Genomic DNA, 20657 nt, shown 5'->3' on the forward strand with positions numbered 1-20657 from the left:
GCGTGATGCCTATGCGCCGCAAGGTGTCCAAGTGCCTGTTGCTCAGCTTGCTATGCGGCATCCGTCCCAGGCCCTTTCGGAATGCTAGCATGAAGTGCTAGCATCTGAGCTTCGTCACCGGCGCATGGCTGGGCGGCTCCTACGAGCGACCTGGCATGGCCTCGTGATGCTTGTTCGATTCATACGACGACGCGACGGCGGCCCCCACGGCTCGGAGCCTAGGGTGCATAGGCATAGAATGCCGCCATGTTCGCCGTCGACCTGCGCTCAGATACCGTCACCGTCCCCACTCCCGAGATGCGCGCCGCGATGGCGGCCGCCGAGGTGGGCGACGACGTCTACGCCGAGGACCCCACCGTCAACCGCCTGCAGGAGACGGCGGCGGAGCTGACCGGCTTCGAAGGCGCCCTGTACGTCCCCTCGGGCACGATGAGCAACCAGATCGCGCTGGCCGTGCACACGCGGCGCGGGTCCGAGGTGATCGTGCCCGAGGGCGCGCACATCTACGAGTACGAGCCCGGGGCGATGGCCGTGCTGTCCGGCGCGCTGCCGCGCTTCGCGCCCGCCGTCCGCGGCGCCCCGACCGCCGAGGGGGTGCGAGCCGCCATCCGCCGCAGCCCGCACCAAGCGCCCACGGGCCTCATCACGTTGGAGAACACGCACAACCTGGCGGGCGGCGCGGTGGTGCCGCTCGCCACCCAGGCCGCCATCCAGTCCGTGGCGCGCGAGGAGGGGATTCCCGTCCACCTCGACGGCGCGCGGGCGTTCAACGCCGCAACCGCCCTCGGGGTCGGCATCGCCGACGTCACGCGCGGGTTCGACAGCGTGTCGATCTGCCTCTCCAAGGGCCTCGGCGCCCCCGTCGGCAGCCTCCTCCTCGGCAGTCGGGCATTCCTCGCCGAGGCTCACCGCTACCGCAAGCTCCTTGGCGGAGGCATGCGCCAGGCGGGCGTGCTTGCCGCGGCCGGCCTCATCGCGCTCACGCGCATGCCGGCCGGGCTCGCGGCCGACCATGCGCGCGCCAAGCGCCTCGCCGAAGCGCTAGCTGGCGCTCCTGGCATGACGCTCGACCCGGCCCGCGTCGAGACGAACATGGTCTTCATCGAGGTGGGCGACGCGGCGGGCCTCGTGCAGCGCTGCGCGGCGCGCGGAGTCGGCCTGAGCAGCATGGGGCCGCGCACGGTGCGGCTTGTCACGCACCACCAGGTGGACGACGCGGGCATAGCTCTGGCCGTCGACGCGATCGTGGCCGCTGCCGGCTCCATGGCGCGCGCCGCGCGGGCCTAGCCATGGCGGGGAACGCCGCGGCGAGCCGCTCAGCGCCATCACGTGCGCGCGGCCCGGCGTGAGACGCGCCTACGTCATCGCCTACCCGGCCGGCCACTCGCTCAGCCCCGCCATGCACACGGCCGCGTTCGCGGCCCTCGGCCTCCCCGCCACCTACGAGGCGTGGGCGGTGCCTCCCGACGAGCTCCCCGCCGCCTTCGAGCGGCTGAGGCTGCCTGACGCCTACGGCGCCAACGTCACCGTGCCCCACAAGGAGGCCGCCGCCGGGCTCGTGGACGAGCTGACGAGCGAGGCGCGCGCGCTCGGCGCGGTCAACACGGTCGTGAACATGGGAGGTCGGCTCCTCGGCGCGAACACCGACCCGGACGGCTTCGCTGCGAGCCTCGCCGCCGTGCTGCCGGGCTACCCGGACGCGCTGCCGCGCGACCTGCGCACGCTCGTGCTCGGCGCGGGCGGCGCGGCGCGGGCCGTCGTCTGGACGTTGCTCGAGCGCGGCGTCCACGTGGATGTCCTGAACCGCGAACAGGAGAGGGCGAAGAGGCTGGTGGCACAGTTCGACCCGGGTGGCCGGCGTGCCGGGGTGGTCGAGCGCCTGCCGTCGGGAGACCCCGCCGCTCGTGACCGCGCCACGGGGGTCGAGCGCGATGGGGGCGGTGATCCGCGTCCAGCCATGCTCGACCTCTCCCGGTACGCCCTCCTCGTCAACACGACGAGCGTCGGCATGGCCGGCGGTCCCGACCCGGACGGTCTGCCGTTGATCACGCGCGCCGAGCTGGCGACGGCGCGGCAGGGCTGCGCCGCCATCGACCTTGTCTACCGGCCCGCGACCACGCCCCTCCTCTCGGCGGCTGCCGAGCTAGGGCTGAAGACCGAGAACGGCGTGACGATGCTGGTCGGGCAGGGGGCCCGGTCGTTCGGCATGTGGACCGGCGTCGAGGCGCCCGTCGCCGTCATGCGGCAGGCCGTGGAGGTGGGTCTGGCGGGGCGCTGAGGGGGCGGAGGGACGCTGCCGAGCCGGACCCCGCCTCGCCCGAGCGCCGGAGGCGCCGCCGAGCGCGATGAGCGGTCGCCGATGCCCGACGCCGCCCCGCTTGTGCGCCTTGGTACTATCACCCACGTGAGGGTAGCCATCTTCGCCGACGTCCACGGCAACCTCCCGGCGCTCGAGGCCGTGCTGGACGACCTCGGACGCCAGGACGTCGACCGCGTGATCATCAACGGCGACTCCGTGAACAGGGGACCGCAGAGCGCCGAGGTGGCGCGCCTCCTCGCCGGCTTCCCTCACGAGGCCACCCTCGGCAACCACGACGACCTCATGGTCATGGTCAACGAGCGCGACCCGTCCCTCGGCGAGACGCTCGTAGACCCGTTCTGGTCCTCCACGCGCATGACGGCGGCGAGCCTCGCGCCAGGCGGCTTCCTCGAGGCGGTGAAGACGCTGCCCATGACGCTGCGCATCGAGCTGCCGGGCGCGCCGAGCGTCCTCGTGTCGCACGGCAGCCCGCGGCACTACCGGGAGGGGTACGGCCCGGCGCTGACGTCCGAGACGATCTCCGAGATCGTCGAGGAGTACCCGGCGGACGTCTTCGTCGGCTCGCACACGCACCGCCCGCACTTGCAGGGGTGGGCGCGGTACACGGTCATCAACACCGGCTCGGTCGGGGCCCCCTTCAACGGCGACCCACGCGCGCAGTACCTGATCCTCACGCTGACCGGAGGCGCCTGGGAGCACGAGTTCAGGCGCGTGCCCTACGACCTCGACGAGGCGGTGGCCGCCTACGCGGACTCCGGCCTCCTGGAGGAGGGCGGCCTCTCGGCGCACATCTTCCGGGACGAGCTCGCGCATGCCCGGTCGTACATCGTGCCGTTCCTCATGCGGTGCGAGGAGGGTGCGCTCGAGCGCACGTGGGAAGGCTGGGAGGCCTACAAGCGTATGCGTCCGGAGCGGTTCGTGCCGCCGGTGCGGTCAGTGGAGATCGGGTCCAGCACGGAGCCTTAGGAGCTCGAGCGGTACCGTAGGGACCTCGTGGAGCTGGTTCGCGAGGACCTTACGGAAGGCCTCTGAGGCTCCAGCCCTGGTCCGAGACCCGGAGCCTCAACGCCCCGCACTACGCCGCGCGACGAGCGTGAGCATCACCGTGGTCATGATGAACGCCACGAACGCCAGCGTCGGGATCGTGATGAACCCTAACCAGTCGATGTACTTGAGGCTGCACGGCACCCCGCTCGAGCACACCCCGTGGCCGAAGCCCGGGATGCGCTCGACGAGGATGTGATAGCCGCTCACTAGGATGCCGAGGGCGCTCAAGGGGAGCGCGTAGCGCACGACCTTCGTGTCCTGCGTGAAGCTCGCCACCCCGAGGACGAGCACGAGCGGGTACATCAGGATGCGCTGGTACCAGCAGAGGGTGCAGGGCACGAAGTGCCTGATCTCCGAGAAGTACAGCGACCCGAGGGTGGCCACGATGGCCACCAGCCAGGCCGGGTAGATGAGGCTCGAAGAGCCTTGTTTCACTGGAGGGCGTTCTCGATGGCGCGGCTGATGTTGGCCACGGTGGGGTTGGACACGAGCACGCCGTTCACGAGCACGGAGGGCGTGCCGGTGAGGTTGGCCTGGCGGGCCGCGGCCTCGTCGGCCGTGACATCGCGCGCCGTCTCGCTGCCGCTGACGCACTGGCGGAGCTGGTCGGCGGCGAGCTGCGGCGCGTACTGGATGGCGAGGTCTAGGGCACGGCTCGTGTTGCGGGCGATGTCGTTCTGCGCGCGCATGAGGATGGGCTCGAGGGTCACGAAGGCCTCGTTGCTCTGCTGGTAGACGCACTCGCCGAGGACGGCCATGTAACGGGAGCGTACGGCCGGGTCGATCACGGGGAAGTTCAGGTAGTAGAAGGCGGCCTTACCGGTGTCTGCGAAATCCCGCAACAGCTGCGGGGCGATGTTCTCGCTGAACTCGGCGCAGTGCGGGCAGAGGAAGTCGATGAAGACCGCGACCTTGACCGGCGCGTCCGCGCTGCCTGCGCGCGGCTGCGAGGCGTAGTCGATGGTGGCGACGGGCGCGGCCGACGACGAGGTCAGGCGCGGAACGATTACGGCGGCTAGCACCACGAGCACGGCCACGACGATCGTCAGCAACGTCAGACGTTGAGAGTTCATGCTGCGCAGTGTAACGGACGACGTATGAGGACGCTGCGGCCTGCGAGTGGCGGCGAGGCTAAGATCGGCGCATGGCCGCCTTCGTTCCCCCCGCCACCTACCGCGCGCTGCGCGTGAGCCTGGAGGACGGCGCGGCCCGGCGCGCGGTGCTCGACGTGCCGTGGTCCGTGCTGCCCGACCACGACGTCACGGTGCGCGTCAGCCACTCGAGCCTCAACTACAAGGACGCCCTCTCCGCCAGCGGCAACCGCGGCGTGACGCGCGACTACCCGCACACGCCGGGGATCGACGCCGCCGGCACCGTCGTCGCGTCGCGCGACCCGCGCTTCGCCGAGGGCGACGCCGTGGTGTGCACGGGCTTCGACCTCGGCATGGGCACGGCCGGCGGGCTCGCGAAGTACGTGCGCGTGCCCGGCGACTGGCTCGTGCGCCGGCCTGCCGCCCTGAGCGCGCGCGACGCGATGGCGCTCGGGACCGCCGGCCTCACGGCCGCGCTCGCCGTTGACCGGATGGCGGCGGCCGGAGCGACGGCGGACCTCGGTCCGGCCGTGGTGACTGGCGCCTCCGGTGGGGTCGGCAGCCTGGCCGTCGCGCTGCTCGCCGGCGCCGGTTACGAGGTCGTGGCCAGCACGGGGAAGGCTGCTGCTGCCGAGCTGCTCGGGCGCCTCGGCGCGGCGCGTACGCTCCCTCGGGCGGAGCTCGCGACCGAGTCGCAGCGGCCGCTCCTCTCGGCCCAGTACGCGGGTGGGGTCGACACGGTCGGCGGAGCCACCCTCGCCAACCTCCTCAAGAGCACCGCGATCGGTGGCGCCGTCGCGGCCTGCGGCCTGGTCGGCGGGTCCGACGTGCCCCTGACGGCGTTCCCGTTCATCCTGCGGGGCGTCGCGCTCCTCGGCGTCGACTCGCAGCACGCGCCCATGGCCGTGCGCGAGGCGGTGTGGGAGCGGCTCGCCACGGACGCGCGGCTGCTCGGCCTCGTTCAGGACGCGGAACTCGTGCGGGAGACCGGGCTGGACGCCCTCGAGGAGCCGTTCGCCGCGTTGCTCGCGGGCGGCGTGACGGGCAGGATCGTCGTGCGGCTGTAACGCCTCGACCGGGGCGCGGCGCCCGCGCTGCTAGACTCGCTTGAAGAAGTCGCGCCCTCCCGACCCGGTGGAACGGGCCGCGGGCGAACATCGAAAGGAGCCCCCACCATGGCCTTCAAGCTTCCCGACCTGCCGTACGCCACCGACGCTCTCGAGCCGAACATCGACGCACGCACGATGGAGATCCACCACGACAAGCACCACGCGGCCTACACGAACAACCTGAACGCCGCCATCGAGAAGCACCCGGAGCTCGCCGACAAGAGCGCCGAGGACCTCGTCAAGAACCTCGCCCAGGTGCCGGACGACATCCGGACGGCCGTGCAGAACAACGGCGGCGGGTACCTCAACCACAACCTGTTCTGGGAGATCATGGGCCCGAAGGGCGGCGGCGAGCCAAGCGGCGCCCTGGCCAGCGAGATCGAGAAGGCGTTCGGCTCGTTCTCGGCCTTCCAGGAGAAGTTCGCCGCCGCCGCGGCCGGGCGCTTCGGCTCCGGCTGGGCCTGGCTGGTCGTCGGCAAGGACGGCGCCCTGAAGGTCTACTCGACGGCCAATCAGGACTCGCCCCTCATGCAAGGCGACACGCCCGTGCTCGGCCTCGACGTCTGGGAGCACGCCTACTACCTCAACTACCAGAACCGGCGCCCCGACTACATCAAGGCGTTCTGGAACGTCGTCGACTGGGGAGCGGTAGGCAAGAAGCTCGCGGCTGCGCGCTGAGGCGGGGCCGGCCGTGTGCCGCGTGCCGCCCTGGGTGTGCGGGCGTAGCGGTCGATAACGCGCCGGCTGCGGCCGCCCGCTGACCGAGCACCACTAGGCAAGAGCCCACGCGGAACGAGCGTCCGCGTGGGCTTCTTCGTAGCGTCGCGGCATGCGCGTCCTGCGCCGCGACCCACTTGCCCGCATCCTGGCCCTCGCCTGCCTCGGCCTGGCGCTGGCCGTCGGCCTGGGCACGTTCGCCCGCCGTCCGGTCGCGCCGCGGGTGGTGAGGCCGCCCATCACGGTCTCCGTGTCCGGCGAGGTCGTGCGGCCGGGCAGCTACGAGGTCGAGTTCGGCGCGCGCGTCGAGGAGCTGCTGCGGCTCGCCGGCGGCTTCCTGCCGACCGCGGCGCGCGCGCTCGTCCAGCTCGCGGCGCCGCTGACGGACGGCCAGGCCGTAGTGGTGCCGGCGCTTGCGGCACCGGGCGGGTCCGCGCGCGTCTCGCTCAACTCGGCCGACGCCGCCCAGCTCGAGACTCTGCCGGGCGTCGGCCCGGCCACGTCGCGGCGCATCATCGAGCACCGGCCCTACGCGCGGGTCGACGACCTGCTGCGCGTCCCTGGCATCGGGCCGAAGAAGCTGGAGCGCCTCAGGCCGTTGGTGACGTTGTGACGGGTACGTTCGTGCCGTGGCCGCTCCCGCTCGCCGTCGGGGCGGTGCTCGGGGTGGTCGTTACCGCGCCGCTCGGCCCTGGGGCCACGTGGGTGGTGGTCGCGGGGCTGGCGGCGGCCGGCACGCTTGCCTGGCGAAGGTGCGGTTGGCGCTGGCCGCACGTGGTGGCGCATGCCGGGATCGTCGGCCTCGCGCCGTTCTTACCCGTCGTGGCGCTAGCCGCCGCCGTCGGTGCCGCCCGCATGCAGGCCTGGCAGGCGGGGCCGAGCGAGCGCCAGCGGGCCGTGCTCGCCGCGGAGTACGCCGGCGCTGAGCACGAGTGGCGGGGGCGGTCAGACGGCGAGTTCCTGAGCACCACGGCGCCCGTCGCGGCTCGGCTCGCCATCGTCATGCCGCGCGGCGCGGCGGTGCCGGTCGGCGACGTCATGCTCGTCGGCACGGCCGAGCCCGCGCCCGGCAAGCGGAACCCGGGCGGCTTCGACTACGCCTCACACCTCGCCAGGCGCGGCGTGGCCGGGCAGCTCTTCGTGCGCGGAGCGGTCGCTCCGACCGACAGCACGTTCCGCCTGATCGACCGCCTGGCCGCCGGGGTCGGTGCCGGCCTGCCGGAGCCGGCGGCGGGGCTGATGCTCGCGCTGACCCTCGGGAAGCGCGAAGACCTCGGGGGCCTGCGCGAGACGTTCGGGGCCGCCGGTATGGCCCACCTGCTGGCGCTCTCCGGCCTCCACGTCGGCATTCTGCTGCTCGCCCTCGGCAGGTCGTTGAGCCGCCTGCCCACCGCGCGGTTGCCCGTGCTGGCAGCGGCCACCCTCGGGTTCGTCCTCCTCGTCGGCCCCAGCCCGAGCGTGGTGCGCGCGGCCACTATGTCGCTCGCCGCGCTGGCCGCCACCGCGCTCGGGAGCGGGCGGGCGCACGCCTGGGCCACGCTCGGCCTCGCCGCGCTACTAGGCACCTTGAGCGCTCCCCAGATGGTCCTCGACCTCGGCTTCCAGCTCTCCTACCTGGCCGTGGCGGGCATGCTCGTCTTCTTGCCGCCCTGGACCAAGGCGCTGACCGGCCCGGGGCTGGGCGGCCGTTCGCTTGGCGGCGGGGCTCCCACGAGATCGCGCGGCCGGCTCGCGCGGCTGGGCGGCGCCCTCGTGAACGGCGGCCTGGTGAGCGTGGCGGCGCAGTTGCCGACGCTCTCCCTCGTGGCGGGCACGTTCGGCGGCGTGCCGGTGGCGTCGCCGCTCGTGAACGTCGTCGCCGTGCCACTAGCGGGCCTGCTCGTGCCGCTCGGCTTCCTGGCCGCCGCCGCTGGGCTCGTCGCCACGCCGCTGGCGGCGCTCGTGAACCACGTCACCGGTCCGTTGGCGGGAGCCCTCATCGGCGCAGCCGAGCTCGGCGCGCGCCTGCCGTTCGCGGTGTGGGGCGAGATCGGGTCGGTGGGGCACGTCGCGTGGGTGGGCGCATGCGTCGGCATGGCCGCGTGGGCGCACGGGCGGTTGCGGGCGGCTCAGGCGCTCGCCGTGGTCCTCCTGTGCGGCGGCGCCACCGTGGCCCTGACCCCGCGCCACGGCGTGCCGGACGTCTGGTTCCTAGACGTCGGGCAGGGCGATGCCGCGCTCATCCGCCTGCCCGGCGGCACGGGCGTGCTCGTAGACGGTGGGGGCACCCCGTTCTCCGACTACGACGTCGGCAAGCGCGTGGTGCTGCCGGCGTTGCGCGCCCTGGGCGTGCGGCGGCTCGACGCCGTCGTCTCCACCCACCCGGACGCCGACCACCTGGAGGGGCTCCTCACCGTCCTCGGCGCCATGCCCGTCGGCCTGCTCGTGGCCGGGCCGCCCGTACCCGATAACGCTTTGGATGTGGCGCTGCGCGAGCTGGCGGCCGCGCGCAACGTCGAGGTCCACGAGGCGTGGCGCGGTGAGCGCCTGGTCGTCGGCCGCGCCGGCCGTGTAGTCCTCGACGTCCTCAACCCGGCCCGCGGCCCCGATCCGCCCGCCGGCAACGACGCCTCCGTGGCGCTCGTGCTGCGCCTGGACGGCGTCGCCAGGGCCGTGTTCCTGGGAGACATCGGCGTGGCCGTGGAGCCGGAACTGCCCGTGCCGCCCGTCGACGTGCTGATGGTGGGCCACCACGGTTCTCGAGGCAGCACCGGCGAGGGGCTCGTGCGGGCGGCGAGCCCCTCGCTCGCCGTCATCTCCGTCGGCAGGAACTCGTACGGTCATCCGACGGCCGAGGTCGTGGACCGCCTCGCGGCCCACGGCGTGACGGTGCTGACCACCCAGGAGCGCGGCGCCGTGCGCGTCGGGCTGCGCGGCAGCACGACGTGGTCGACGATGGTGGGGCCGTGAGGTTCGCCGGCTTGCGTCGGCTGGTGCGGCCGTCGTGTGCCGGGGAACGCCCGTCGCGATCGTCGGTAAGTGTGCCGCGAAGGTGCGGCCGCCCGCGTGACCGACGAGGAGCCGGGGTAGGGGGTATGCGCGGCTGCCGCGCGCGGAGGTGCGTGATAGATTGCCCACAGTGTTGCTGACGGTTCGTGTGCTATCGGAGCAGGGTCCCGTGCGGGTCGAGCTCGCACGCTGGGAGGACCGGCTCGTGGTCGTGAAGCGCCTCCTCGGCACCCACCCCGTCGCCAGCCAGCGCCTCGAGCGCGAGGCGGCCGTGGTCGGCAGGCTCCGCCACGAGAACATCGTTCCCCTGCTCGGCATCTCCGGCGACGCATCGCTCATCTACGCCTACTGCCCGGGCGTGTCGCTCGAAGCCGCGCTCGAGCGCGGGCCGCTGCGGCCGCGCCGGGCCATGAAGATCGCGCGGGACGTCCTGAGTGCGCTGGCCTACGCCCACGCCGAGGGCGTCCTGCACCTGGACGTGAAGCCGGCCAACATCCTGGTGAAGGGCGAGACGGCCCTCCTCACGGACTTCGGCTTCGCCAAGGACCTGGGCCTCACGGCCATCACCACGCAGGACATGCTGCTGGGCACACCGAGCTTCATGGCGCCCGAGCAGTTCAAGGGCGTGCGCACGGACCACCGCTCCGACCTGTACGCCACGGGCGCTGTCATCTACCACATGCTCACGGGGGCCCCGCCGTTCGGCGGTCAGGTCGTGCGCTGGCTCGCCGGCGACGACCGGGTGCCGCTCGACCCGCTCCCCGAGTCGGTCGCGCAGTACGAGCCCATCGTGGCGAAGGCGCTTGCCCGCGACCCGGACGAGCGCTACTCCTGCGCCGAGGAGTTCCTGGCCGCGCTCGAGGACGTCGCCTTGGCCGCGACGTAAGCTCGGACCCATGATCAGCTCGTTCACCGGCGACCCGTTCCTGGCGCGCCGCGCCGCGCGTGCGGCGATCCTCGAGGCCGGCCTCGACCCCGCCGGGGTTACGGAGCTGGGCGAGGGCATGAGCGCTCAGACCGTGCTCGAGCTCGCTAGTCAGGGCGGCCTGTTCGCGCAGGCGGCGCTGTTACTCGACTTCGACGCGGCCTTCCAGGGCCAGGCCGGGGTGAAGCCTCGCAACGAGGTCATGAGGGCGCTCGAGTCCGTCGGCGACGGCGCGGTGGTGTTCGTGCTCGACCCGAGCGCCACCCCGGCCCGGCAGAAGGCCCTGAAGGCACTCGGCAAGCAGACGCACCTCGCCCTGCCACGCGGCGACCAGCTCGCGCGGTGGGTGGGGAACGAGCTGAAGGCGGCCGACGTCGCCTTCGAGCCCGCCGTGGCCACCTACCTGGCGGAGACGTTCGGGGACGACGCGGCCAACATCGTCTCCGAGATCCAGAAGCTCGCGGCGCTGGACGAGAAGATCGGCCTGGAGCGGGCGAAGGCGGTCGTGAACGTCATGGCGACGTACTCGGCCTTCGACCTCATCGAGCGCGTCGCCAAGGGCGACGTGGCCGGCAGCCTGAGCATCGCTCGGAGCCTGGTCGAGGGGGGAGAGGCCGTGCCGCGCGTGTTCGGCGCCCTCACGTGGCAGTTCATGCTCGTCGCCAAGGCGGCCGGGCTGCTGGAGCGCAGCGGAGGCAAGCGCGTGAGCGGGGCGCAGGCGGCCGGCGAGCTCGGTGCGGCGCCTTACGCGGCCGAGAAGGCCCTGCGCCTGGCGGCCGGTCTGGACGAGGGAGCCGTGCGTGAGTGCCTGGGCGGGCTCCTCGCCGCGGACGTGGCCGCCAAGTCGGGCGGCTCTCCCGAGCTGGCGTTGGAGGCGGCCGTGATCGATCTCGCGCAGAGGTGGCGGGGTGGGTTGGGTGCGCGTAGGTGAGACGGTCCGCGTGCTGCTATGCCGCGAGGGAGATGTTCAGAGGAGTGTTCGGATAATCGGCTCGAACGAGTAGCTCAGGCGCCGCGACCGACCTTCACCCAGACAGACCCCCCAGCCTGCGACGCCACAGCCGCCTCGATGAACGCCACGCCGCGGGCGCCGTCGCTCACGCTCGGGTAGTCCGGCACCGCGCTGCTTAGGCCTGCGTCGCTTGGGCTCGCACCGCCCGAGCTTGGCGCACCGGTGTCCGCCGAGCGCTCACGCAGCCTTATCGCCTCCGCCACGTTCCGATAGACCTCGGCGAACGCCTCGATGAACCCTTCCGGGTGGCCGGACGGGATGCGCGTGGCGGCAGCCGCGGCGGCGCCGAGGTACGGCCCGCCCGCCCGGGTGAGCACCTGCGTCGGCGCGTTCAGCAGGTGGACGACCAGGCGGTTCGGGTCCTCCTGGCGCCAGTGCAGGCTGCCGCGGCTGCCGTTCACCGTGAGGCGCAGGTCGTTCTCGGCACCGATGGCGACCTGTGACGCCACCAGCACGCCCTTCACGCCGCCCGTGAAGCGCAGGAGCACGTTCGCGTCGTCGTCGAGCCGCCTGCCCGGCACCACGGGGGTCAGGTCGGCGCAGAGCTCCTCCACGTGTAGGCCCGTGACCGAGGCAGCCAGGTTCTCAGCGTGGCTCCCGATGTCGCCGATGGCGCCGCCCGTGCCGGCCAGCGCGGGGTTCGCGCGCCACGCCGCCTGTTTGTTGCCGTCCTCCTCCAGGCGCGTGGCCAGCCAGCCCTGGTGGTACTCGATGACGACCTTCCGCAGCTCACCGAGCGCACCCGAAGCGACGAGGCGGCGCGCCTCCTTCACCAGCGGGTAGCCCGTGTAGTTGTAGGTGACGCCGAACACGACGCCGCTCGCCGCGACCGCGGCCTCCAGGGCGCGCGCCTGGGCCGAGTCCACCGTCATCGGCTTGTCGCAGATGACGTTGAAGCCCGCCTCCACGAACGCGCGCGCGACCGGGTAGTGCATGTGGTTCGGGGTGACGATGCTGACGGCCTCGATGCGCTCGGCGGGGTCGAGCGCGTTCTCGGCCCCGAGCATCTCCTCCCACGTGCCGTAGGCGCGCCGCAGGCCGAACTCGGCACCACTCGCGAGCGACCGCTCCGGCGTGCTCGAGAGGGCGCCCGCCACGAGCTCGAAGCGTCCGTCCAGCCGAGCCGCCATGCGGTGCACCGCGCCGATGAAGGCGCCCGTTCCGCCGCCGACCATGCCGAGGCGTACGGGTGCGGGGTTCTTGGTCATGTGACGTCGCACCTCCTCAAGTGAACGTGCGTGAGCCTAAGGTAGTTACTAGGGTACCCGACGGGCCTGCTTCGCTCCGGATAGTGAGGTCCGCCTGACTGCTCGGCACCGTACCGCGTGTTGTCGCCGAGGTATTGCGGTTGGTCACCAGCGTAGACGAGGCCGCGCGCACCGGCTTGACGCGGTACGTGACTTTGCCAAGATGGGTAGCGAGTGACCAAAATGCGGAGTGACATATTGATCGCTCTTACTGCGGCCCTGGCTGCTGCCGTGGTGTTCGCTCAGGCACCGGTTCCTGCGATCGGTCCTGGTTCTACCGTCGCGGCGGTGGCGCTGCGTGCGGATGGAGCCATCATCGTTGCCGGCACGACGCAGGGCAGCCAAGGGGGGCAGTCCAGCCAGGGTGGCTTGGATGCCTTCATCGCGTGGCTGACGCCTGAGGGGCTTCTGGAGCGCGTCTTGCAGTTCGGGACGTCTGGTGATGAGCGTGTCGGTTCGCTCATCCTCGATGAGCAGGGGAATATCTATGTGACGGGCGACACCAATATGCAACTCTCGTTCGCCGTCGGTACCGGCGCACAGTTCGTCGTAAAGTTCACGCCCGAAGGCCAACTCCTGTGGGCAAAGAACTTTGGTGGCAACGAGTCGTATTCACCGCCGGTCATTGCGTTGGACGGCGCAGGTGATGTCATCGTCGCCGGTTCACAACCGAGCGGCAGGACGAAGTCCTATGGGAGGCTGGGGCAACAGCCGTTCTACGAGGCGTACTTGGCCGTTCTCACGCTGGACGGAGAGTTGATTGATGACCATGTCTTCACAGTAGATGAAACCCAGGCGCCCACGGAAGCCTTGCCGTTGTCAGACGGAAGCTTAGTGATCTTGGGGCTGCAGTCTCTCGAGCTCTTGGCGGCGATGGCCCGGAGTCACACGGTTTCGCTGCCCGCATGAGCAGGAATGGCGAGGTAATCCATCAAGTGGCTCTCACTCGCCGAGGTGACAACACGTTTCCCGTTAGAGGTCTGTTACTGGGGCATGGGGAAGTGGTCATAACGACGGGTACGGGTATAGGCATCGGCGAGATGGATGGCAAGCCGGGTGGCATTAGCTACTATGCTGCCATCGGCATACTCAATCAAAACTTTGAGCCGGTTTGGATGAAATCCTTCGGCGAAGCTCGGAGCTACGTTGGTACTGGCGTCGCCGTGAGTCCTGTAGGAGAGCTGGTTCTGGTCGGTTCTGGTAACGGTGATGTTGGTGGTGAACCCCAAGGTGCTAGTGATGTTTTTCTTGGCGCCTATACGATTGAAGGCGTGAGGCTTTGGCTCACCCAGTACGGTACTCATAACTTTGATCTCGCCAAGGCAGTGGCCGTTACTGCAGAGGGGACGATTATCGTTGTTGGCTCGTGGAATGGAGACTGGAAGCATATCGTATATGGATTGCCAGGCAACATACTTGAATTGGGCGAATCGTGGTTCATCGCCGCTCATGCTCCTGACGGTGAGATGCTCTGGATGAGGACGTTCACTGCGAGTGACGCGGACTCAGGTGAAGGCCCTTAGCCAGACTGCTTATGAACTACGAACACCCACTGCCGACGCACCTCATGCGCGCAGGCGCAAGATTGCGGCACCACTAGCGCGCCCTCCGCGCTGCTAGTGAGCGGCATGGGCAGGTTGGCGCCTTCGTTGAGTCGCCTGCTAGACGCTGCAGTAGGTTAGCCTCATCTGATGGAACCGCTATTGGAGCGCCTCCTGGCCGGCAACGAACGGGCCGTAGCTCGCGCCATCACCCTGGTCGAATCTGACGACCCGCGCGGCCGCGAACTGCTCAAGCGCGCGCGGCCGCGCACGGGCCGGGCGGCCGTCGTCGGCATCACCGGCTCGCCCGGTAGCGGCAAGAGCACGTTGACGGACGGCCTAATCGCGGCGGCTCGTGCGGCGGGGCGCAAGGTGGGCGTCGTGGCCATCGATCCGACGTCGCCGTTCAGCGGCGGCGCCATCCTGGGCGACCGCATCCGCATGACGCGCTGGCACTCGGACTCCGGGGTGTTCATCCGCTCGATGGCGACGCGCGGTCACCTCGGCGGCCTCGCCGCGGCCACCCTGCAGGCCGTTGCCCTCCTCGACGCCGCGGGGTTCGACACGGTGTTCATCGAGACGGTCGGCGTCGGCCAGTCCGAGGTGGAGATCGTGACGGCGGCCGACACCACCGTCGTGGTGCTGACACCCGGCCAGGGCGACGCCGTGCAGGCGTTCAAGGCCGGCATCATGGAGATCGCCGACGTGTTCTGCGTCAACAAGTACGACCACCCCGGCGGCGACCGGTTGCGCAGGGAGATCCGGGCCGCGCAGGAGCTCGGCGAGCACGGCGAGTGGCTGGCGCCGGTGGCCACCACCGTCGCGTCGAAAGGCGAGGGCGTCGATGACCTCATGCGCCTGGTGGACGAGCACCGCGCCTACCTGGTCGCGAGCGGCGGGCTCGAGGCCGCGCGCAGGCGCAGGGTGCGCTCCGAGGTGAGGTCCGCGCTAGGGGAGAGGCTGCGCCGCCAGCTCGTGGACGGCGAGGAAGAGGCCGTCGACGCCGTCCTGGCGGGCCGCCTCTCACCCGAGGAGGTCGTGGACGACCTGCTGCGCGATGTCCTCTTCCGCTCACCCTGAGTGGCGAGGGCCGCTAGACTGACCCCACCATGATCCATGCCGTCTACCCCGGTAGCTTCGATCCGTTGCACAACGGCCACGTCGACCTCATCCGCCGTGCCGCGCGCATCTACGAGAAGTTGACGATCGCCGTGCTGCACAACGAGGCCAAGGCGAACGCGCTCTTCGACACGAACGAGCGCGTCGAGATCATCCGCGAGGTGGTCGAGGGCATGGAGGGCGTGACGGTCGATTCGTTCGACGGCCTGCTCGCCGACTACACGCGCAAGATCGGTGCCACGGTCATCGTCAAGGGCCTGCGCGCCATCTCCGACTTCGAGTACGAGCTGCAGATGGCGCACCTCAACCGCCAGCTCAACCCGAACGCCGAGACCACGTTCATCATGACGGCCACGCGCTGGTCGTACGTGTCCAGCACGCGCGTGAAGGAGCTCGCGCGCTACGGCGCCGACGTCGCGAAGCTCGTGCCGCGCGCCACGTTGCGCCGCCTGCACGAGAAGCTGCCCCACTAGGCGTTCGCTGCGCGGGATTGGGACCCGCCCGCACCGCTACGGCGCGCCGGTGGTCGAGGGGCGCGCGCAGCCCAGGGCACGCCGTCGCCGCCCTGACTGCCCATATACTCTCTGGTCGCGCCCACGGGCGCCCCTGTCCGCCGGGCGCCACGGGCTGCCCGAGCGGCACGAGAGGAAGTCCATGTCTTACTTGCTTCGTGGCGTCGCCGCGGGCGGCGGCATCCGCGTGGTCGCGGCCGACACCACGGCCTTGGTGAGCGGGGCCGTGGAGAAGCACGGCGCCACCCCCACGGCGGGCGCCGCCCTCGGGCGTACGCTCACCGGTGCGCTGCTCCTGTCGCACGTCCTGCTCAAGAACAGCCGCGACCGCGTGACGCTCCGCCTGCGCGGCGACGGCCCGCTGGGCGGCGTCATCGCCGACGCCGGCCTGGACGGCACCGTGCGCGGCTACGTCAACAACCCGCACGTCGACCTGCCGCTGAGGCAGGACGGCAAGCTCGACGTTGGTGGCGGCATCGGGAGGCAGGGTGAGATCAGCGTCGTGCGCTCGCACGCCCCTTACGGCGACCCGTACGGCAGCTCGAGCGACCTCGTCAGCGGCGAGGTGGCGGAGGACATCGCCACGTACCTGGCCGTCTCCGAGCAGGTCCCCTCCGCCGTCCTCCTCGGCGTCTACTTCGACGGGCACAGGCGCGTGAAGCGCTCCGGCGGGGTCATCCTCCAGGCGCTCCCCGGCGCCGACGAGGGCGCGCTGACCCTCCTCGAGGCCAACGTCAAGGCGCTCGGGCAGCTCACGACGGCCATGGCCGACGCGCCCATCCTGGACGTGGTGCGCGACCAGCTCCTGTGGGGCATGGACTTCGAGCTCCTCACCGACCCGCCCTTGGGCGTGGCGTTCGCCTGCCGCTGCTCGGACGAGAAGGCGCTGGCGGCCCTCGCCTACTTCACACCGGCGGAGCGCCGGCAGATGGCAGCCGAGGACGGCGGCGCGGAGGTCGTGTGCCACTGGTGCGGCGAGAAGCGCTGGGTCGGCGCGGAGGCCATCCTCGGCATCTCCGGCGCCGAGGTGCGCTGCCCCGATTGCGGTACCCTCTGGTACCGGGACGGCCAGACGCGCATGGTGCGGGACGCCGAGCTGTGCACCTGCGGCCGTCCGGTGGTCTTGCCCAACTGAGCTGCGTCAGATCGACCTAGCGGAGGCGCTTAGTGCGGCCCGGTCTCGTACTGCTACTGCTCTTCCAAATGGTGCTTTGGGGATCCGCTTACCCGATGATCAAGCTCGGTCTGGGCGGCATGTCGGCCGACCACCTGACGCTCCTCAGGCACCTCGTGGCGTCGGTGGCGTTCCTGCCCATCCTCCTCGCCATGCGCTCCCGGCTTTTGCCGCGGCGGCAGGACGTGCCGTACCTCTTCCTGCTCGGCCTGCTCGGTTACACCATCTACCACTTGGCGCTGAACTTCGGCGAGCTGCACGTGAGCGCCGGCGCCGCGAGCCTGATCATCGGGACGGCGCCCGCCATGACGGCGCTCCTCGCCACGGTCATGATGCGCGAGAGGCTCCCGGCGCTCGGCTGGCTCGGGTCCCTCGTCTCGTTCGTCGGCGTCGCCTTCATAGTGCTCGGCGACGCGGGCGGCGGGGTCTCGTTCAACGCCTGGTCGTGGCTCGTGGTGATCTCGGCGGTCGCGTCGTCCTTCTACACCGTCCTGCAGAAGCGGCTGTTCACGGTCTACCGGCCCATCGAGGTGGCGGCCTACGCGACCTGGGCGGGCACCATCCCGCTCCTGGTCTTCCTACCCGGCCTGGGCGCGGACGTGGCCGACGCCCCCTGGCAGGCCCTGGCGGCCACGCTCTACATCGGCGTTTTCCCGTCGACCATCGCCTACAGCATCTACGCCTATGCCCTGTCGAAGGTGCCTGTCACGCTCGTGACGGCCTTCCTCTACCTCGTGCCGGTCATGAGCCTGCTGTTCGCCTGGGTCATGCTCGGCGAGGTGCCGGCGCTCGTCACGGCCGTTGGTGGCGCGGTGGCCATCGGCGGGATCGTGTTACTCAATTATGCGAAGGCGCGGGCTACCAGTCGGACGGTTTAGCGATCGGACCCTTGGTCGAACCCACGGGGTCCGGGAACTGGCATCTGCTCAGTGACGGTTTTATATGCCTGACGTCGCTCACTAGCCGTGCCAAGCTTCCGACTGGCCTGTTCTCCGGAGTAAGCAGAATGACTGGCAAGCCCACCTCTTTGACCACGATGCGGACAGGCTCTGCAAGGTCGGAGTCGTTGGTGATGATCGCCGCCTGCTCGAACGCACCCAAGAAGGCATCGCGGACCAGATGCGCGCCGAAGTAGAACTGTTGCCTACGCGGCATGTCAGGGTCCCGCTTACCGGAAACACGAGCCGTGTAGTAGTTGATGCGCTCAACAACGGCGGAGGACGGCAGCACCGCCTCAGACAGCTTCAGGAGATCAAGCCACTTGTGGTGTGTGCCCTTAAGGGCACGGTAGTACAGGTTGAAGCCGTCGACATACACGAAGGTGCGCACGTCGTGTCTCCTATAGCAGGAGAGCCCGCAGTTAGCGCTGCGGGCTCTCCTGAGCCTACGGCACGCCGTAGGTGGGTTGGTTCAGAGTAGACGGTCGTATCTGATGATGTCAATGAGCCATAAACAATCTCGCTTGCAGAGGTGTCTTGCTAGGAGGCGACCGGTTCAGGACTTCGCCGACCGGTCTCCCAGCCGGCGCTCGTTGCCGGCCACCAGCCGCTGGATGTTGCTGGAGTGGCGGTAGACGGCCAGCCCGAGCAGGGCGGCCGCCAGTAGGAGCCGCGGGCCGATGTACTCGCCCTGCACGATGACGAAGAGGGGCAGCGCCGCCATGCCGACTAGCGAGCCGAGCGACACGTAACGGCTCAGCAGGATGGTGAAGACCCCGAGCACGAGGCACATGAGCGTCGTGAGCGGGTCGATGACCATGAACACGCCGATGCTCGTGGCGATGCCCTTGCCGCCCTTCATGCGTAGGAGGACGTTGAAGTCGTTGCCGAGCACGGCCGCGAGGCCGGCGAGCGCCGTGACCCATGGGCCCAGGCCGACGATGCCGGGCAGGAGCGTGGCCAGCGCGCCCTTCAGCGGGTCGAGGATGACGACGATGACGGCCGGCACCACGCCCAGCGCCCTGAGCACGTTCGTGGCGCCGATGTTGCCGGACCCGACCTGCTGGATGTTCACGCCCCGCACCTTGGCCACCAGGTACCCGGACGGGATGGTGCCGAGGAAGTACGCGACGACGATGGTGATTGCGGCCAACAGCACGTCCAGCAAGGAAACCCTCCGGGTCCCGCCACTCGCATGTGCGGACCGTTCCTGATTGTAACGACTGCGCCTGCCCGCCACGGTGCCTCGGTGAGTGGACCTCGCTACCGGGCGGTGAGATAGGCCGCCTAGGTCCGAGGCGAGCGCCGCGTTACCATCTGGCGATGACCACGGCCACCCTCTTCGCGTTCGTAGTGGCGGTGACTGGCGCGTCGACCGTGCGCTGGGCCACGCGCATGGCGCCGCTGCCCGGCGAGTTCCCGCTCAAGACGCTGCTGGGTGCCATCGCCGCGGCGGCCGTCGCCGTCGCCGGCCTGGGCGACCAGCCCCTGCCGAGCACCGTTCAGTGGGCGGTGCTGGCGGTCGCCGCGTTGTACGTCTTCGCCCCCCTCGCGCTCGTCGCGGCCGTCCGCTCGGGCGCCTGGCGCTTGGCGAGGGCCGCCACCTCGCTCATGTACTGGACCCCGGGAGGCCGAGCGTCCGTCGGGCGCCTCTTGGCCCAAGCGGCCCTGCAGCAGGGCGACTCCGAGGCGGCGTTGGCCCTCACCACGCGCCACGACGCCGTCCTCCTCTCCCAGGCCCGACTCGCGAGCGGCGACTACGCCGGTGTGCTGGAGCTCGAGGAGCCGGCAGGCGCGGGCGCGGCGGACAACGGCAACCTCGTGACGGCCGCGCGCATCGAGGCGCTCATCGCCCTCGGGCGCGTGGAGGAGGCTCGGCGGGAGACCGGCCTGCTCAAGACGCGGTTCGAGGCCGGGAGACAGGGGCCCCTCGCCTACCGTTCCCTGGTCCTGTCCGAGGCCCGCTTGGCCGCCGAGCAGGGCGACCTGGACGGCACGCGCAAGCTCCTCGAGCAGCCGTTGGCGGGGGTGACGCCTGCCACGCTCTACGAGATCCTCGGCACGGCCGCCGAGCGCTCCGGCAGGCACGCCGCGGCCGTCCGGGCCTACCAGGCGGCGTACACGGCCGCCACAGGGGCGTCGCGGAGGCGGCTGGAGGCCAGGTTGAAGAGCCTGGGTGCCACACCACCGACCGCGACCGCCCTGCTGGCGCGGCGCCCGCTCGCCACCTACCTGTTGGCGGGCGCCATCGCCCTTGCTTACCTGGCGCAGGTGCTGGCGGACCGCTACTACGGCGTCGTCTCGGTGCGCGGCCAGGGGCTGTACGTGAGCAACCTGGTCGCGGCGTTCACCCAGGGCCTGCCGGGCGTGCCCGACGCGGGCGCCTGGTGGCGCTACCTCACCTACGCTTTCCTGCACGGCAACCTCGTGCACATCGGCATGAACCTGTGGGTGCTCTTCGACATCGGCCGCCTCTACGAGCGCAGGCGCGGCTGGGGCGACCTGCTGGCCGCCTTCACCGCCGGCACGGCGGCAGGCGCCTACCTCACGACCGTGTTCCAGGCCGGCGTGCCCGTCGTGCTGGTCGGGGCCTCCGGCGGCATCCTCGGCGTGGCCGGCGCGCTGCTGGCCGAGGCGGCGCTCGGCAAGTCGGCGTCGGACAGGCTGCTCCTGCGCAGCCTCCTGCAGTGGGTCGCCATCCTCATCGTCTTCAGCCTGGCCGTGCCGGGCGTCTCGCTCTGGGGCCACGTGGGCGGCATCGTCGGCGGGTTCGCCTACGGCGTCATCCGACTGCGCACGCGCCTCGGCGCCCGGTTCTCGCAGGCGGTCGGCTGGTTCTGCCTGGGCCTGCTGGCGCTGGCGCTGGTGAGCGCGCTGACCACCGTGGTGCCGCTCCTGCCGTGAGGGCGGTTGGCCG

The 20657-nt window shown here is 70.8% G+C and carries 21 protein-coding genes; 16 read left to right on the top strand and 5 right to left on the bottom strand.

All coding sequences use genetic code 11. From position 1 onward, the window contains the following. Positions 1 to 246: 246 nt before the first annotated feature. The 3 genes from M9914_06710 (at position 247) to M9914_06720 (ending at position 3286) form a co-directional block, all read left to right on the top strand. On the top strand, positions 247 to 1287 hold the full coding sequence (locus M9914_06710; protein ID MCO5173870.1) for a beta-eliminating lyase-related protein: 1041 nt from the start codon (positions 247 to 249) through the stop codon (positions 1285 to 1287). Between the two features lie 58 nt (positions 1288 to 1345). Further along, positions 1346 to 2278 carry a shikimate dehydrogenase gene (locus tag M9914_06715; protein ID MCO5173871.1) on the top strand — a complete coding sequence of 311 codons (933 nt, stop codon included), beginning with the start codon at positions 1346 to 1348 and terminating at the stop codon, positions 2276 to 2278. 126 nt (positions 2279 to 2404) lie between these two features. Further along, positions 2405 to 3286, top strand: coding sequence for a metallophosphoesterase family protein (locus M9914_06720; GenBank protein ID MCO5173872.1), 882 nt, complete (start codon positions 2405 to 2407; stop codon positions 3284 to 3286). Positions 3287 to 3382: 96 nt separating this feature from the next. Here M9914_06720 and M9914_06725 read toward each other — a convergent pair whose 3' ends face one another. Beyond that, positions 3383 to 3802 carry a disulfide oxidoreductase gene (locus tag M9914_06725; GenBank protein MCO5173873.1) on the bottom strand — a complete coding sequence of 140 codons (420 nt, stop codon included), beginning with the start codon at positions 3800 to 3802 and terminating at the stop codon, positions 3383 to 3385. Continuing rightward, entirely contained in the window at positions 3799 to 4440 is a 642-nt protein-coding gene (locus M9914_06730) for a DsbA family protein (GenBank protein MCO5173874.1), read from the bottom strand. Before M9914_06730 ends, M9914_06725 begins: the two co-directional genes overlap by 4 nt. 71 nt (positions 4441 to 4511) lie before the next feature. Between M9914_06730 and M9914_06735 the strand changes: the two genes are divergently transcribed. The 6 genes from M9914_06735 to holA all read left to right on the top strand — a co-directional run bounded on the left by M9914_06735 (position 4512) and on the right by holA (position 11128). Then, positions 4512 to 5525 carry a YhdH/YhfP family quinone oxidoreductase gene (locus M9914_06735; protein ID MCO5173875.1) on the top strand — a complete coding sequence of 338 codons (1014 nt, stop codon included), beginning with the start codon at positions 4512 to 4514 and terminating at the stop codon, positions 5523 to 5525. Positions 5526 to 5633: 108 nt separating this feature from the next. After that, on the top strand, positions 5634 to 6245 hold the full coding sequence (locus M9914_06740; GenBank protein MCO5173876.1) for a superoxide dismutase: 612 nt from the start codon (positions 5634 to 5636) through the stop codon (positions 6243 to 6245). Between the two features lie 151 nt (positions 6246 to 6396). Then, positions 6397 to 6897 carry a ComEA family DNA-binding protein gene (locus M9914_06745; protein MCO5173877.1) on the top strand — a complete coding sequence of 167 codons (501 nt, stop codon included), beginning with the start codon at positions 6397 to 6399 and terminating at the stop codon, positions 6895 to 6897. Further along, positions 6894 to 9233: a ComEC/Rec2 family competence protein gene (locus M9914_06750; protein ID MCO5173878.1), complete on the top strand. Its 2340-nt coding sequence runs from the start codon at positions 6894 to 6896 to the stop codon at positions 9231 to 9233. Before M9914_06745 ends, M9914_06750 begins: the two co-directional genes overlap by 4 nt. Positions 9234 to 9402: 169 nt before the next feature. Continuing rightward, entirely contained in the window at positions 9403 to 10158 is a 756-nt protein-coding gene (locus M9914_06755) for a serine/threonine protein kinase (protein MCO5173879.1), read from the top strand. 10 nt (positions 10159 to 10168) lie between these two features. After that, positions 10169 to 11128, top strand: a complete 960-nt coding sequence (gene holA / locus M9914_06760; GenBank protein MCO5173880.1) for a DNA polymerase III subunit delta — start codon at positions 10169 to 10171, stop codon at positions 11126 to 11128. A 74-nt stretch (positions 11129 to 11202) separates the two neighbouring features. Here holA and M9914_06765 read toward each other — a convergent pair whose 3' ends face one another. Continuing rightward, complete coding sequence (locus tag M9914_06765; protein ID MCO5173881.1) at positions 11203 to 12417, bottom strand: Gfo/Idh/MocA family oxidoreductase; 1215 nt, start codon at positions 12415 to 12417, stop codon at positions 11203 to 11205. Positions 12418 to 12654: 237 nt separating this feature from the next. Here M9914_06765 and M9914_06770 point away from each other — a divergent pair, with 237 nt between their 5' ends. The 6 genes from M9914_06770 to M9914_06795 all read left to right on the top strand — a co-directional run bounded on the left by M9914_06770 (position 12655) and on the right by M9914_06795 (position 17680). Then, positions 12655 to 13365 (top strand): SBBP repeat-containing protein, encoded by a 711-nt coding sequence (locus tag M9914_06770; GenBank protein MCO5173882.1) that lies wholly within the window; start codon positions 12655 to 12657, stop codon positions 13363 to 13365. Positions 13366 to 13496: 131 nt separating this feature from the next. Next, positions 13497 to 13979 carry a hypothetical protein gene (locus M9914_06775; protein MCO5173883.1) on the top strand — a complete coding sequence of 161 codons (483 nt, stop codon included), beginning with the start codon at positions 13497 to 13499 and terminating at the stop codon, positions 13977 to 13979. Positions 13980 to 14147: 168 nt separating this feature from the next. Continuing rightward, positions 14148 to 15077, top strand: a complete 930-nt coding sequence (gene meaB, locus M9914_06780) for a methylmalonyl Co-A mutase-associated GTPase MeaB (GenBank protein ID MCO5173884.1) — start codon at positions 14148 to 14150, stop codon at positions 15075 to 15077. A gap of 29 nt (positions 15078 to 15106) precedes the next feature. Beyond that, positions 15107 to 15589, top strand: coding sequence for a pantetheine-phosphate adenylyltransferase (coaD, locus tag M9914_06785; protein ID MCO5173885.1), 483 nt, complete (start codon positions 15107 to 15109; stop codon positions 15587 to 15589). 181 nt (positions 15590 to 15770) lie between these two features. Then, a complete protein-coding gene (locus M9914_06790; protein ID MCO5173886.1) occupies positions 15771 to 16763 on the top strand; it encodes an Hsp33 family molecular chaperone HslO in 993 nt (330 codons plus the stop codon). A 95-nt stretch (positions 16764 to 16858) separates the two neighbouring features. After that, positions 16859 to 17680, top strand: coding sequence for a DMT family transporter (locus tag M9914_06795; GenBank protein ID MCO5173887.1), 822 nt, complete (start codon positions 16859 to 16861; stop codon positions 17678 to 17680). Here M9914_06795 and M9914_06800 read toward each other — a convergent pair. Beyond that, positions 17661 to 18131 carry an NYN domain-containing protein gene (locus tag M9914_06800; protein ID MCO5173888.1) on the bottom strand — a complete coding sequence of 157 codons (471 nt, stop codon included), beginning with the start codon at positions 18129 to 18131 and terminating at the stop codon, positions 17661 to 17663. The genes M9914_06795 and M9914_06800 overlap by 20 nt on opposite strands. Before the next feature lie 165 nt (positions 18132 to 18296). Further along, a complete protein-coding gene (gene plsY / locus M9914_06805) occupies positions 18297 to 18899 on the bottom strand; it encodes a glycerol-3-phosphate 1-O-acyltransferase PlsY (GenBank protein MCO5173889.1) in 603 nt (200 codons plus the stop codon). A gap of 164 nt (positions 18900 to 19063) precedes the next feature. Here plsY and M9914_06810 point away from each other — a divergent pair, with 164 nt between their 5' ends. Continuing rightward, entirely contained in the window at positions 19064 to 20644 is a 1581-nt protein-coding gene (locus M9914_06810) for a rhomboid family intramembrane serine protease (protein ID MCO5173890.1), read from the top strand. Positions 20645 to 20657 lie beyond the last annotated feature (13 nt).

The organism is Trueperaceae bacterium, from assembly GCA_023954415.1.
Classification (GTDB): domain Bacteria; phylum Deinococcota; class Deinococci; order Deinococcales; family Trueperaceae; genus JAAYYF01.

Coding starts and splice junctions, on each gene's coding strand:
- M9914_06710 (MCO5173870.1), top strand. CDS start 247: ATGTTCGCCGTCGACCTGCGCTCAGATACCGTCACCGTCCCCACTCCC.
- M9914_06730 (MCO5173874.1), bottom strand. CDS start 4,440: ATGAACTCTCAACGTCTGACGTTGCTGACGATCGTCGTGGCCGTGCTC.
- M9914_06735 (MCO5173875.1), top strand. CDS start 4,512: ATGGCCGCCTTCGTTCCCCCCGCCACCTACCGCGCGCTGCGCGTGAGC.
- M9914_06740 (MCO5173876.1), top strand. CDS start 5,634: ATGGCCTTCAAGCTTCCCGACCTGCCGTACGCCACCGACGCTCTCGAG.
- M9914_06745 (MCO5173877.1), top strand. CDS start 6,397: ATGCGCGTCCTGCGCCGCGACCCACTTGCCCGCATCCTGGCCCTCGCC.
- holA (MCO5173880.1), top strand. CDS start 10,169: ATGATCAGCTCGTTCACCGGCGACCCGTTCCTGGCGCGCCGCGCCGCG.
- M9914_06765 (MCO5173881.1), bottom strand. CDS start 12,417: ATGACCAAGAACCCCGCACCCGTACGCCTCGGCATGGTCGGCGGCGGA.
- M9914_06775 (MCO5173883.1), top strand. CDS start 13,497: ATGGATGGCAAGCCGGGTGGCATTAGCTACTATGCTGCCATCGGCATA.
- meaB (MCO5173884.1), top strand. CDS start 14,148: ATGGAACCGCTATTGGAGCGCCTCCTGGCCGGCAACGAACGGGCCGTA.
- coaD (MCO5173885.1), top strand. CDS start 15,107: ATGATCCATGCCGTCTACCCCGGTAGCTTCGATCCGTTGCACAACGGC.
- M9914_06790 (MCO5173886.1), top strand. CDS start 15,771: ATGTCTTACTTGCTTCGTGGCGTCGCCGCGGGCGGCGGCATCCGCGTG.
- M9914_06795 (MCO5173887.1), top strand. CDS start 16,859: ATGATCAAGCTCGGTCTGGGCGGCATGTCGGCCGACCACCTGACGCTC.
- M9914_06810 (MCO5173890.1), top strand. CDS start 19,064: ATGACCACGGCCACCCTCTTCGCGTTCGTAGTGGCGGTGACTGGCGCG.